The sequence below is a fragment of the Alicyclobacillus vulcanalis genome (assembly GCF_900156755.1).
In the GTDB taxonomy this organism is placed as follows: domain Bacteria; phylum Bacillota; class Bacilli; order Alicyclobacillales; family Alicyclobacillaceae; genus Alicyclobacillus; species Alicyclobacillus vulcanalis.
In genome coordinates this window covers 200907-213865 of the sequence record NZ_FTOO01000004.1, presented here as the reverse complement: position 1 = coordinate 213865, position 12959 = coordinate 200907, and the positions used below count along the sequence as shown (strand labels likewise).

The window sequence follows — 12959 nt, the reverse complement described above, 5'->3', positions numbered from 1 at the left end:
TGGGTGCGGGACAGCCCTTTGCTTTTCAGAAGGTGTCGGGATCGGGCCCGAACCGGTGGTTTTGGTTCAGCGCGTTGATGCGCTGCATGTCCTCGTCCGACAGGGAAAAGTCGAACAGATCCGCGTTTTCGAAGATGCGTTCTCTGCGCACCGACTTCGGGATGGTGACGACCTCGTTCTGAAGGTCCCAGCGAAGCACGATTTGCGCGGGCGTCTTCTTGTACTTCTGCGCAAGTTCCTGCAACACGGGCAGGTCGAGGTTTCCGCGCATGATGGGGCTCCAGGCTTCAAGCTGGATGTGATGCTCTCGACAGAACTGCCGAAGCGGTTCCTGCGTCAAGAGAGGGTGGTACTCCACCTGGTTGACGGCGGGGACGACGTTCGCGTGGGCGAGCAGGTCTTCGAGATGATGAATCTGGAAGTTGCTCACGCCGATGGCTCTCGCAAGTTTCTCGTCGTAGATGCGCTCGAGTGCACGCCACGTCTCCCGATATTTGCCGCTCACCGGCCAGTGGACCAGATACAAGTCCACGTAATCGAGGCCGAGCCGCTTGAGGCTTGCCTCAAAAGCGCGCAAGGTCTGGTCGTAGCCCTGATCCGTGTTCCAGACTTTTGTGGTGACAAAGACTTCGCTGCGCGGCAGGCCCGATTCACGCACGGCTTTGCCCACGCTCTCCTCGTTCGCGTAAAAGGCCGCCGTGTCGATATGCCGGTAGCCTGCTTCAAACGCAAAACGGATGGCCTGTTCGACCTCCTCGCCGGCCTGGGCCTTGTACACGCCAAGGCCAAGCCATGGCATGTTCACGCCGTTGTTCAGTTGGACGGTGTCTTGCACGTGTTGCGCCACCATGGAACATCCCTCTCTCTCCAGGACTGGTGCGGAAGTGCCAAGGGTTATTATATCGAAACTTGCGCGGCTCGGGTGACCACGCGTGGGCGTTTGCCATACAATGCGTCAACACGCAAGGTTTGGGGGTCACCGCATGCACTTGACCGCGTCGCACTGGATTTACCTTGCCGTCGTCGCCCTGGCCATCCTCGGCATGGCGCTGCGCCGAGGGATCTTGCCCCTGTGTGTGCTGGGCACGTTGGTCGTTGGATGGGTGTACACGCACAGCTGGGTGAAAGGTATTCAAACCGTCTTCAACGCCAATTTGGCGAGTGCGGAGAACCTGCTCGGCATCATGGTGGTCATTGGCCTCATGATTGCCCTGCTTCGCCTCGTCGAGCGGACCGGCGCTGACCAGCTCGTCCTGCGGCCGTTTCGACACGCCGTGAAGACGCCGGGGCTGGCGTTTTGGGGGCTTGGACTCGTCAAGGGCGTCGTCTCGCTCCTCGTCTGGCCGACACCTGCCACCATGATGGTGGCACCTCTCATGACGCCGATCGCCCTTCGGGCCGGTTTGCCGCTCATCGGAGCCGCCATGGCCATGAACCTGTTCGGCCACGGCATCGCGCTCTCGGGCGATTTTATCATTCAGGGTGCCCCGAAGCTGACGAGTTCAGGAGCCGGTGTGTCGGTGACGAGCGTGATCCAGGCGAGCATTCCGCTCGTGTTGACGACGGGCGCCGTGAGCACCGTCCTGGCCTACTTCTTGCTGCGCCGCGACATGGCCAGGGGGCGCCTGGTCGTGGAGGAGGCGCACACCGCCGCGGAGCGCGTCCACTTCGGAATTTCTGCGAAACTCGCGGCCGTGCTCGTGCCCGCCGCGTTCCTCTTCAGCATCCTCGTCACTGTGTTCCTGCCGCTGCGCGGCGGCGACGCCACGGCCCTCATGGGCGGGGTTGCGCTGCTCGTGCTGTGCGTCGTCGCGTTTGCCGAGTACGGCCGAGACGCGGCGCACGAAGTCATGTCGTTTGTTCAGGAAGGATTCGCCTTCTCCGCCCGGGTTTTTGGCCCTGTCATTCCCATCGCCGGGTTCTTTCTTCTCGGGTCGCCCGAGGTGGCGCCTCAAATTCTCGGGCCCGGCGCGCCAGGCTTCCTGTTCGATCTCGGCCGCGCGCTCGCGCACCACGTGCCGCTCTCTGTCGCGCCTGTCGCCGCTTTGATCGTGCTGGTCGGCGTGATCGCAGGCCTGGATGGCTCAGGCTTTTCCGGTCTCGTCCTCGTGGGCACGCTGGCGCAGGCCCTCGGCCAGCCCATCGGGGCAAACGTCGCGGTGCTCGCGGCGCTCGGGCAGATGGGCTCCGTGTGGAGTGGCGGCGGCACCCTCGTGCCCTGGGGCGTGCTGGATATTGCGGGCGTCACGGGGTGCGACGCGGAGCGCTTGACGCGCCGCAACTTCGTGCCCGTGGTTTGCGGTCTCGCGGCGGCCACCGCCGTCGCGATTGCCATCGCGTGAGCCACAGGCCTGTCAATGGCCGCACCCACTGGAGGTGCCGCCGATCGCCGTCGCCGTGCGTGGCCTCCCGCCACTCTGGACATTTCTCAAGATTCCGTTCATATTGAACATATCACCCCTTCAGCGGATTAGAGATAGACCTCTCAGGGAGTGGCGAGGAGATGAACGCATGAACTACGTGTACCTTCTGGACACCACGTTGCGCGATGGCACCCAGGGCGAGGGTGTCAGCCTCACGGTCGCCGACAAAATCAAAATTGCACAGAAGTTGGACGATCTCGGCGTCGCCTACATCGAGGGCGGTTTCCCGGGCGCCAATCCGAAAGACGAAGAGTTCTTCCAGATGGCGAAGTCGTTGCGGCTCAAGCACGCCAAACTGACCGCGTTCGGGTCCACCCGCCGCCCCGGGGTTCGCGTCGAGGACGACGCGGGGGTGCAGGCGGTCCTGTTGGCGTCCACACCTACAGTCGCGATCGTCGGCAAGGCGTGGGACTTCCATGTGACGGAGGCCCTCCGCGTCTCCCTGGAGGAGAACATCGCGATGATCCGCGATACCGTGCAGCATTTGAAGCGGCACGGCCGCGAAGTGATCTTCGACGCCGAGCACTTCTTCGACGGCTTCAAGCGCAATCGCGCCTACGCCCTGGCCACGGTGCGCGCGGCATGGGAGGCGGGCGTGGACTGGGTGGCGCTCTGCGACACGAACGGCGGCACGTTGCCGCACGACATCCGCGATATCGTCGCACAGGTCATCCAGGAGGTCCCGGTGCGGGTCGGCATCCACACGCATAACGATTGCGAACTGGCCGTGGCCAACAGCCTTGCCGCGGTTCAGGCGGGCGCTCGCATGGTTCACGGCACCATCAACGGGATCGGCGAGCGCTGCGGCAACGCCAACTTGGCGTCCATCATCCCCAATCTCGAGTTGAAGCTGGGCTATCAGTGCCTGCCCTCGCGCGATCACCTGCGGCAGCTGACGCCGGTCGCCCGCTACGTCGGGGAACTGTGCAATCTGGTCGCACACAGCTACCAGCCGTTTGTCGGGCACAGCGCGTTTGCGCACAAGGGCGGCATCCACGTGAGCGCGATTCAGCGCGATCCCGAGACCTACGAACACATTCCTCCAGAGCTCGTGGGCAACGAGCGCCGCGTGTTGCTCTCTGAGCTGTCGGGCGTCTCCAACGTGGTGGCGCAGGCCGAGGCGTTTGGCATTCCCGTCGAGGGCCGGGAGAAGGAGCTCAGGCAACTGCTCGAGCGAATCAAGCAGATGGAGCACATCGGCTATCAGTTCGAGGGCGCCGAGGCCTCCCAGGAGCTCCTCTTTCGCCGGATGTTGCACGACTTCAAGCCGCCGTTCCATGTGCTCGCCGTCCGCGTCGACACCGATGTCCAACGCCAAGGCGAGGCGACGTCGCAAGCCATCGTGAAGCTCGAGGTCGACGGCGAGATCGTGCACACCGTGTCGGAGGGCAACGGACCTGTCAACGCGCTTGACGCCGTCTTGCGCAAGGCGCTGGCGTCTCATCGCCCCGAGATCCGCCGCATGCACCTCACGGACTACAAGGTGCGCGTGCTCGACGAGAAGGACGCGACGGCGGCCAAGGTGCGCGTGCTCATCGAATCCACGGATGGCGATCACGTCTGGCGCACGGTGGGCGTCTCGGAGAACGTGATTGCGGCCAGCTGGGAGGCCCTCGTCGACAGCATCCAGTACTACCTCGCGCTCCTCGCGCCGAGCCGGTCGCTCGTTGAGGCTTGAAACCCTTTGACACAAGCGCAACAATGGAAGAGCGTGAGTAAGACGCTGGAGCGCCGGAGCCTGAGGTGAGGGCTCGGCGCTCTGGCCGTGATCGGGGGGATGGCCGGTGGGCGGATTGCGAGTGGAACCTGGGCCGGCGGAACGATGGCGCCCCGTCTCCTGGCGCAAGACGCTTTGGACGATGTGTGCCGTGCAAGCCATCATGATGATGGCCTTCTCGAGCATGAATCCTTTCCTGGCGCTCTACATTGGTCAACTGGGCGTTCACAACGCACGCGCGGTGGATCTGTGGGCGGGTGTCGTCGCGAGCGCGACCTTCCTCATGTCGGCCATCATGTCTCCGGTGTGGGGATCCGTGGCGGACAGACGCGGCAAGAAGCTGATGGTCATGCGCACCACGCTGGCCATCGCCATGGCCACGAGCCTCATGGGGCTCGCGCGCAACGTTTACGAGCTCCTCTTCATCCGCATGCTGCAGGGTGCCTTCAGCGGGTTCTCGGCGTCCGCGAACGCACTGGTCGCGAGCACCATGCCGGAGGAGCGATTGGGATTTGCACTCGGCTGGTTGTCGACGTCCGCCATGGTGGGCAGCCTCGTGGGACCGCTTCTCGGAGGGGTCCTGGTCGACGCGTTTCACCACAATTATCGCGTCGTGTTCTACCTGACCGCTGCGTTCGCCACCACAGCGTTTCTGTTAACTTGGGCGATGATTCGAGAACCGAAAACGTCGCCAACCGAATCAAAATCGCCCAGCAAACGGATGGGGCTCATCGGCCAGTTCAAATCGATTCGCGGGCTGAAGAGCGTGCAGGTGATGTTTTTTGTGCTGTTTGTGGCGCAGTTTTCGGTCATGAGCGTGCAACCCGTCCTCCCGCTTTACATCCGCGAGCTCGCGGGTCGGGATCCCGCCCTCCTCGGCGCACTCGGCACGCTCTCGGGCGCCTGCTTCGCCGTGACCGGTGTGGCGGATCTCCTCTTTTCGCCCTTTCTCGGCAAGCGGAGCGATCGCATCGGTTATCGCAAGGTGTTGTCGATCGCGCTCGTCGGCGCCGCGCTGTGTTACATTCCGCAGGCGCTGGCGCCGAACGTCTGGGTGTTCATGCTCGGCCGGTTCCTGCTCGGCGCATTCATTGGGGGCATTCTCCCCACGGCCAACGCGCTGGTTGGCCGCATGACGCCGCGCGACATGCGAGGGCGCGTTTACGGCCTCACGGCAAGCTCCACGTTTCTCGGCAGCTTTGCAGGACCGCTCATCGGGGGCGCCGTATCAGCGGGCCTCGGCATTCGTGCGATGCTCGCGGTGGTCATCCTCCTGTATCTCGTCAACTTCGCCTGGGTTCGCTGGCGCGTGCCCGAGTGGAAGGACGACGCAGACGCCGAGATTGCGCATAGCTCGAATGAATAGAGGAACCATAAAAAGTAATGCAAGGATCAGTGTGCTGCGGAATTCGGCTAGGATGATTCTGGACGTTTGTGCCTCAGACGAGGAGGATGACCGATGGATCACGCCAAGGGGGAGCCGGAGGCGCTTCGCCTTCCACACGACGCGCGATCACGCCGGGAGCTGGAGCGGACGTATGAAGACGAGAGCCCCTTCGAGCTTCGCAACCAGCTCTTGTCGCTCGCCAAACGACATGATGAACAGCGGGCCCGCGTCATGCTCGACGCGGGGCGCGGCAACCCCAACTGGATTGCGGCTCGCCCGCGCGAGGCGTTTTGGTTTCTCGGCCAATTTGCGTTGGAGGAGGCCCGCCGCGTGTGGCACGATGGCGATCTCGCCGGCATGCCGCATCCAGACGGCGTGATGGAGCGCTTCGAAGCACACGCCCGCCGACACGAGCAAGATCCCGGGTGCGCCGCGCTTCGCGAGTGCCTCGAAGCAGCGGCAAAGCGCGGCATGGACCGCGAGGCGATGCTCGCCGAATGGGTGGACGGCGTGATCGGCGACAACTATCCGACGCCGGACCGGATCCTGCCCGGCGTGGAACGCGTCATGGCCCACTACCTCGCGGAGGAACTCTGCGGTGGACGGATGGATCCGTCCGCCTGGCAACTTTTCGCGACCGAAGGCGCCACGGCGGCGATGTGCTACGTGTTTGACTCGCTCGCCGCCAACCATCTCTTGCCGAAAGGCGCGAAGATGGCGGTCATGGTCCCCATTTTCCCTCCATACATCGAAATCCCCGCGTTGGAACGGTACCAGTTCGACGTGATCGAGATTCGCGCCACCGGGCGGAGCGAAACGGGTACGCCGACGTGGCAGTATCCCCTGGACGAGCTGCGCAAGTTGGCCGATCCGTCCGTCAAGGCGTTGTTTCTCGTCAATCCCTCCAACCCGCCGTCCGTGGCGTTGAGCGAAGAGACGCTCGACGCTCTGGTCGATGTCGTCCGCAACCACAATCCAGAGCTCATGATCATCACGGACGACGTGTACGGCACGTTCGTGGACGGCTTTCGGTCGCTTGCCACAGAGTTGCCGGAGAACACGCTGCTCGTCTACTCGCTGTCCAAACACTTTGGCGTCACGGGCTGGCGGCTCGGCGTGGTAGCCCTTCAGCGCGAGAACGTGTTTGACAGGCGCCTCCAGGCCATGGATCAAGAGGTGCGCGCGCAGCTTGGGGCACGTTATCGGATTCTCTCGCCACAGCCGGACCAGCTTCCGTTCATCGATCGGATGGTCGCCGACAGTCGCCAGGTGGCGCTCAATCACACGGCGGGGCTGTCCACGCCGCAACAGGTCCAGATGTCGCTCTTTGCGCTCTTCGCCATGACGGATCGCGGGCAACAATACAAGGCGCAGGTGCGCGCCATCTGCCACCGGCGGATGCGCAAGCTGTACGAGGCGCTGGGCCTTCCTGTGCCAGAGCTGCCCTGTGGGGCCGCGTATTACACGGAGCTGGATATCCAAGACCTTGCGCGGAGGCGTTACGGCGATCAGTTTGTCGCGTTTCTCGAGGAGAACTACGAGCCCGTGGACATCCTGTTTCGCCTCGCGGAGTCATCCGGCATGGTGTTGCTGAACGGCGGCGGCTTTCACGCGCCACCGTGGTCGGTGCGCATCTCGCTCGCCAATTTGCCGGATGGCGCGTACGAGACCATCGGGCGCGAGATCATCGCAGCACTCGACGCGTATGCGGGGGATTGGAAGCGCGCCGGGGGATGACCTGAGAACGGCTCGCGGTTCGAGGGCCGCTGACCGGCGATGAGCCGGTCGATAGCTTCGTCATACGTCAAAAATTTTTTACACCAAACTCTTGCGATTAGGTTCGTCTAACTTGTAGAATACCTTCTAGAAAGTTGACTCCGGAAGTCAACTATGCGGCGCCGCATATCTAGGAGGATGTCTTGACATGTCGATCGCGTTTCGGAATCTTCGCTGGAAGAGCGCACTCGTCTGGTTGTCGGCCGTGATCGTCGCCGCCGTGCTGATCTGGCAAGGCGTGACGGCGGGCGGCAATCCGGACCCGACGAGCCACAATATCGGACGAGGCGCGGCCATCGTGGATACGGGCATTCTCGTGTTCCGAGAGGGCCTGGAGACCATCTTGGTGCTGTCTGCCATCACGGCCAGTCTCATGCGGACGCGGCAGGCGTACTGGCGGCCCATCTCGGCCGGCGCCGGCCTGGCATTCGTCGCGACGCTGCTCACGTGGTTTGTGGTGGTCGGGATCATCGCGCTCGTCGGCCAAACGGCGCCAGAGCTGTCGATTCAGGCAGCGACCGGACTTTTGGCCATCATCGTGCTCCTTATTGTGATGAACTGGTTTTTCCACCGGATTTACTGGACGGGATGGATCAGCTTTCACAACCGAAAAAAGAAGGAGATCATCGATCAGGCGGAGCGCGGTGAAGAGGCTCGCGCGCTCGCCTACCGCGGGCTCGTCGTGCTGGGATTCACGTCGGTCTACCGTGAAGGGTTTGAAGTGGTGCTCTTCCTTCAGAATACGCGCATGCAACTCGGGTCGGGCGTCGTGCTCATCGGTGCCGCCATCGGCCTGGCGCTCACGCTCATGGTCGCCGTGCTCACGTTCTTTGCGCACAAGAAGCTGCCGTACAAGCGCATGCTCGTGCTGACGGGCGTCATGCTCGGTGCAGTCTTGCTCGTGATGGTGGGCGAACAGGTGCAGGAGATGCAGCAAGCGGGCTGGCTGCCCTCGACGCCGCTCAACCTCGGCATTCCGGACTGGGCGGGGCTCTGGTTCTCCCTGTTCAACAATCTTCAGAGTATCGTGGCGCAAGCGATTGCGGCCGTGATCGTCCTCGGCTCCTACTTCGGTGCGCAGTACGTCCGCGTCTGGCGCCCGCGCCGCCAAGCCGCCCAACAAGCGCCGTCTCTCCCCGAATAGTGCACACGTCTTCAGGTGCTGTCACCCAAGCACTCGCGCCTCGCGGGTGCTTTTTTTGTGCCGGTCCGCAGGTGTCTCGCGTTCGCCGTATGTTACCATGGAAGTCGAGAGAGCTAGGAGGGAGACGAGATGGGGATTCGCTTTGCGTTTTTGGATATCGATGGGACTGTCCTCGACGACCGGCGCGAGCTGTCGCCGCGCATCGAAGAGGCCCTGGCGGCGCTCGCGGCCCGGGGCATTGAGGCGGCCATTGCGACCGGACGGGCGCCGGATCAGCTGCGCCCCATCGCGGATCGGCTCGGGTTTGCGTCGTACGTCTGTTGCAACGGTGCGCTTGCCGTCTATCGCGGGGAGAAGGTGTGGGGCAGGACGGTGCCAAAAGACGTGATCGCCTCGTTTGTGGCGCGCGCGGAGGAGCGCGGCTACCCCGTCGTCGTCGCCGGCGAGCGCGCGTGTTACGCCAACCGGCGAGACCACGCCGAGATTCGCGAGGCCTATCGCTTCTTGGGCCTACCGAGCGAGCCCCTGTATGATCCCGACGCTTGGCGGCGAGAAGACGTCTACCAGCTCTATCTGTTCTGTAAGCCAGGCGAGGAGGATCCGTTTGTCGAAGCGTACGCCGGCGCGCTTCGCTTCATTCGGCCTCACCGTTTCTACCTCGACGTGTTTCCGGCGGACGTCTCCAAGGCGACAGGTGTCGAGGCCATGTTGCGTCACTTGGACATCCGGCCTGAAGAGGCCATCGCCTTTGGCGACAGCGAGAACGACGTCGAGATGTTGACGTATGTGGGCCTCGGTGTCGCCATGGGCAATGCCACGCTTGCGGCGAAACGCGCAGCACAGCGGATCACGACGACCGTCGAAGAGGGCGGCATCTATCAGGCGCTCGTCGATCTCGGCTTGATCGAAGACGAGCCCGCGCGCCACCTCGTGCGCTGAGTGCGCTCACGCCTGGACGATCACGATGGCCGTGGCAAGGGGGCGCTTGGGCGCGGTGAGATATCGCCCCTCGTACCACAGCCCCGTGGACGATCCGCCGTCGAGGTTCATGGCGTCCCACAGGCCGAGGGCTTTGGCAATGGAGGCTTCTTGCCACACGTTGGCCTGATGGATCGTCAAAAAGATGAGGTGGCCCGAGCGGTCGAAGCCGACGACGGAGCGCAGCGTCTGCGCGTCGAGCAGGGCCGGATCGCTCAGGCCTTCGAGGGACGGCTCGAGGCTCATCCGTCCGTCCTCGACGAGCATCGGACCGGCACCGATGGCGTTGGGGTAGGCCGTGAACGGGACCGGCTTGTCGCTAGGGAGCGAGAGCACGGTGTCCGTCAGCTGGACGGGATCGCCCACGTGAACCCGCGATGCGATGGGCGTCTGCGCTTCACCTGCTCCAAGTTCGATGTCGAAGCCGTTCGCCGGGATGGGCGTCAGGCCGCGATGAAGGGCCGCCACCCGCCCGTCGACGACCTCGGCCACGAGCGCCTTTGGATCGCGCGTCTGTGGGCCAAAGTAGGGCGTGAGCACAGAGACGCGCATGGGCTGGGTGCTCAGGCGGTTTAAGTACCAAGGCCACATGGCTGAAATCGAGCTCGACGGATCGTCGACGCTGAGCGAGAGCGATTCATCCGCGCGGAACATGGTGACTTTGCCATCTGCGCCGAAGCCCAAGAGCGTGCCCCGCGCATTGAACTCGAACGTCCCGTTCAACTCGATGGCGCCGGCGGGGAAGTTATCGCCACCGGCGTCGAAGAAGGTGCCGTTGATAGCGGCCAAGGCGTGGTTTTGCGCGGCGATCTCGGCGAGGGACGCGGTGGTGCCGAGGCGCCCATTGGCGATGGCGGGCTTGGCCTGGAGGCCCTGGGCGCGCAGGTTCACGACGACCTCTTGCACCGGTTCGCCGTTTACGGTCAGGGTGCGCGCCGAGACGGGGTTGGCCGTTTGGACGGCGGCGCAGCGGACGGTAGAGACCGACGGGTGCGGTGGAAGGCATGAGAGGGCCGTGAGCATGGACAGCAACGGGGATCATCCTCTCCAAGCGGGCTTTCGGACGTATGGTTTTCCAGTCTTTCGCGCACCTTGAGCCAAAGGAGCGTGATGACGATGAACTGGGCGCGTGTCGGCGCGTGGGTATCCACCTGGCTGGTGGCTACGGCGCTTGGAGCTGGCTGTGGGACGGCTTCGCAAGAGCATCCGTCCAACACCTCCACGTCAGATCACCGCGTTGCGCCCGCGGCGCCAGGCGGCTCCGCCTCGATGCAAAACCGGCATATTCTGCAGGAGCCGCTGCCGCGTGGCGTGAAAACGGAAACGGATTTGTACAACTGGCTTTTATGGCAGAGACTCGCCGAGATCAACAATCCGGCGCAGGGTGAAATCTGCCTGGACGCCGCATGCAAGATTGCGGCCACCGTCTTTTCTGGCCCGGCCAAGGCCGCGGCCGGCACGCCTGTCACTCTGGTGGCGTTTTCGCCGCGGGCGGGTTGGCAGGTGCTCGTGGGTCCGCTGCCCCAGTCGGACAACCCTCCGCGTCAAGCACAATCCATCCAGGCCAGTCTGCGCGACTACCCGCGCAAAGAGGGCGTATGCGTCGTTCAAACCCACGAAATCGACTGGTACTGGATTCAGGACGGACACCTGCAGCTGATGCGTCAGCCGCGCGCATGACGCGTCAGCTAAGGCGATCCGCCAGCTCGACGAACGCGTCGAGATCGCGCAGGGCAAAGTCGATGGCGCGCTGCCAAAAGTCAGGTTGCGTGAGATCCGCACCGATGTGTTTTTGGGCCAGATCCTCGACCCGCATGCGACCGGTGTCGCGAAGCAACGCCACATACTTGTCCGCAAATCCCGTGCCTTCCGCTGAGGCCATGGCATGAATGCCTGTCGAAAACAGGAAGCCGAACGTATAGGGAAAGTTATAAAACGGCGTGCCCGTAATGTAAAAGTGAAGCTTTGATGCCCAGAAGTGCGGATGATACCTTCGAAGCGAATCGTGGTATGCCTCCCGCTGGGCTTCCACCATGAGCTCGTTCAGGCGTTCGACGGACACATAACCCCGCTTGCGCTCATCGTAGAACCTCGTTTCGAAGAGAAACCGTGCGTAGATGTTCATCAGCATGGCGGCCGCACGCTGTAGCTTGTCGTTCAACAGCTCCAGCCGCTCTCCGTCGTTGGCAGCCGCGCGGATGGCGGCGTCCGACACGATGGCTTCGGCAAAGGTCGACGCACATTCGGCGACGTTCATCGCGTATGAAGTGGCCAGGTACGGGAGATCGCGCATCACGTGTTGGTGATACGCGTGGCCCAGCTCGTGCGCGAGCGTTGCCACGTTGCCAGGCGTTCCAGAGAACGTCACGAAAATGCGGGATTCGCCGTGCACGGGAAAGCTCGTGCAGAATCCTCCAGGCCGCTTGCCTGGGCGGTCTTCAGCTTCAATCCATCGTTTCTCGAAACACGACTTGGCGAAGTCGGCCATTTCGGGACTGAATGCGGCGAACTGTTCCACAATGAATTCACGCGCCTCGTCGAAGCTGACCGCCCTTCGCGCTGTGCCCGCGGATACGGGCGCATCCACGTCGACAAACGACAACTGTTCCACGCCCAAAAGCCGCGCCTTGGCTGCGAAGTAGGGGAGAAGGCGAGCTTGGTTACGCCGCACCGCATCCCACATCGCTTCGAGCGTTTCACGGGACATGCGGTTCATCTCGAGTGGCTCCTCCAAAACGGCGTGCCACCCCCGCGCTTCATAGGTTTGCAGCCGAAATCCGGCCAGGTGATTGAGCGCCTCGGCGCACAAATCCGCTTCCTTGGCCCAAGCGCGCTCCCACACGTCGAAGAGCCGGTCGCGATCGCGCTGAGACACCTGTGCCATGCGGTTGGCGAGCTGGCCCATGGACACGGTCTCGGGGTGTCCGTCCAGCTCGATCTCGGCGGTCATGCGCCCGACGATGGTATCGTACAGGTCGCCCCAAGCCAGGTAGCCATCCGCGGACAGCCGCGCGATGAGCCGCTCCTGTTCCGCAGGCAGCTTTCGCTTCGCCCGCTCGATTCGCTCCTGGACGGCGAAGGAGAGCGGCGCAAGCTCCGGATCCCCGAGCAGTGACTGGACGGTCTCGTCGCCCGCTTGGCTGAGGCGCTCGTCCAACACGGCGAGCGCGCTCGTGAAGATGGATCGCACGCGGTGGACGCGCGCCTGAAGAGCCTTCGCTTCCGTGTCGTACATGTCTTGCGCGGAAAGACAGGACACAAACGCGGATGCTTCCCGAAGCCGCTTGCTGAGGTCCTGCATGGTGAGCAGGACGGCTTTCAGGCCCATGTCAGGGCTCGGCATGGCGCCGGGCGCGTTGTGCAACAGCATCGAAAACGACGTGACGTTGGTCTCCAGATCGTCGAGAAAGCTGTGAAAGGAAGCAGAACGACTGCCTCCTGCGTACAGGGACTCGAGGTCCCAGCGCTGTTCTTCGCTCACGCGATCGCCTCCCAGGACGAATTATACCGCTTGCGACGGGACGCGAGCTTGCA

Annotated in this window: 10 protein-coding genes; 7 read left to right on the top strand and 3 right to left on the bottom strand. The window is 63.3% G+C overall.

The genetic code is table 11. From position 1 onward, the window contains the following. Nucleotides 1-25: 25 nt before the first annotated feature. Nucleotides 26-850 (bottom strand): aldo/keto reductase, encoded by an 825-nt coding sequence (locus BW934_RS06745; RefSeq protein ID WP_076346399.1) that lies wholly within the window; start codon nucleotides 848-850, stop codon nucleotides 26-28. A gap of 133 nt (nucleotides 851-983) precedes the next feature. On the opposite strand from BW934_RS06745, the gene BW934_RS06740 reads away from it, so the two are divergent. The 6 genes from BW934_RS06740 (at nucleotide 984) to BW934_RS06715 (ending at nucleotide 9386) form a co-directional block, all read left to right on the top strand. Continuing rightward, complete coding sequence (locus BW934_RS06740) at nucleotides 984-2342, top strand: hypothetical protein (protein WP_076346397.1); 1359 nt, start codon at nucleotides 984-986, stop codon at nucleotides 2340-2342. A gap of 169 nt (nucleotides 2343-2511) precedes the next feature. After that, the gene (gene cimA / locus BW934_RS06735) at nucleotides 2512-4101 is read left to right on the top strand and encodes a citramalate synthase (protein ID WP_076346395.1); all 1590 of its coding nucleotides are present in this window, start codon (nucleotides 2512-2514) and stop codon (nucleotides 4099-4101) included. Nucleotides 4102-4207: 106 nt separating this feature from the next. After that, nucleotides 4208-5506: an MFS transporter gene (locus BW934_RS06730; RefSeq protein WP_234969647.1), complete on the top strand. Its 1299-nt coding sequence runs from the start codon at nucleotides 4208-4210 to the stop codon at nucleotides 5504-5506. A gap of 93 nt (nucleotides 5507-5599) precedes the next feature. Further along, the gene (locus tag BW934_RS06725) at nucleotides 5600-7264 is read left to right on the top strand and encodes a bifunctional aspartate transaminase/aspartate 4-decarboxylase (protein WP_076346393.1); all 1665 of its coding nucleotides are present in this window, start codon (nucleotides 5600-5602) and stop codon (nucleotides 7262-7264) included. Nucleotides 7265-7451: 187 nt separating this feature from the next. Then, nucleotides 7452-8447: an FTR1 family iron permease gene (locus BW934_RS06720; RefSeq protein ID WP_076346391.1), complete on the top strand. Its 996-nt coding sequence runs from the start codon at nucleotides 7452-7454 to the stop codon at nucleotides 8445-8447. A gap of 129 nt (nucleotides 8448-8576) precedes the next feature. Then, nucleotides 8577-9386 carry an HAD family hydrolase gene (locus BW934_RS06715; RefSeq protein ID WP_076346389.1) on the top strand — a complete coding sequence of 270 codons (810 nt, stop codon included), beginning with the start codon at nucleotides 8577-8579 and terminating at the stop codon, nucleotides 9384-9386. Nucleotides 9387-9392: 6 nt separating this feature from the next. Here the strand turns inward: BW934_RS06715 and BW934_RS06710 are convergent, their stop codons facing one another. Then, complete coding sequence (locus tag BW934_RS06710; protein WP_084182521.1) at nucleotides 9393-10448, bottom strand: phosphodiester glycosidase family protein; 1056 nt, start codon at nucleotides 10446-10448, stop codon at nucleotides 9393-9395. Between the two features lie 93 nt (nucleotides 10449-10541). Between BW934_RS06710 and BW934_RS06705 the strand changes: the two genes are divergently transcribed. Further along, nucleotides 10542-11105 (top strand): hypothetical protein, encoded by a 564-nt coding sequence (locus tag BW934_RS06705; protein WP_076346387.1) that lies wholly within the window; start codon nucleotides 10542-10544, stop codon nucleotides 11103-11105. A gap of 4 nt (nucleotides 11106-11109) precedes the next feature. On the opposite strand, the gene BW934_RS06700 is transcribed toward BW934_RS06705, so the two are convergent. Further along, nucleotides 11110-12906 (bottom strand): M3 family oligoendopeptidase, encoded by a 1797-nt coding sequence (locus tag BW934_RS06700; protein WP_076346385.1) that lies wholly within the window; start codon nucleotides 12904-12906, stop codon nucleotides 11110-11112. Nucleotides 12907-12959 lie beyond the last annotated feature (53 nt).

What these genes read in the sequence shown, in the direction of transcription:
- BW934_RS06715 (WP_076346389.1), top strand. Translation starts at nt 8,577, where the DNA reads ATGGGGATTCGCTTTGCGTTTTTGGATATCGATGGGACTGTCCTCGAC.
- BW934_RS06745 (WP_076346399.1), bottom strand. Translation starts at nt 850, where the DNA reads ATGGTGGCGCAACACGTGCAAGACACCGTCCAACTGAACAACGGCGTG.
- BW934_RS06740 (WP_076346397.1), top strand. Translation starts at nt 984, where the DNA reads ATGCACTTGACCGCGTCGCACTGGATTTACCTTGCCGTCGTCGCCCTG.
- BW934_RS06725 (WP_076346393.1), top strand. Translation starts at nt 5,600, where the DNA reads ATGGATCACGCCAAGGGGGAGCCGGAGGCGCTTCGCCTTCCACACGAC.
- cimA (WP_076346395.1), top strand. Translation starts at nt 2,512, where the DNA reads ATGAACTACGTGTACCTTCTGGACACCACGTTGCGCGATGGCACCCAG.
- BW934_RS06705 (WP_076346387.1), top strand. Translation starts at nt 10,542, where the DNA reads ATGAACTGGGCGCGTGTCGGCGCGTGGGTATCCACCTGGCTGGTGGCT.
- BW934_RS06720 (WP_076346391.1), top strand. Translation starts at nt 7,452, where the DNA reads ATGTCGATCGCGTTTCGGAATCTTCGCTGGAAGAGCGCACTCGTCTGG.
- BW934_RS06710 (WP_084182521.1), bottom strand. Translation starts at nt 10,448, where the DNA reads ATGCTCACGGCCCTCTCATGCCTTCCACCGCACCCGTCGGTCTCTACC.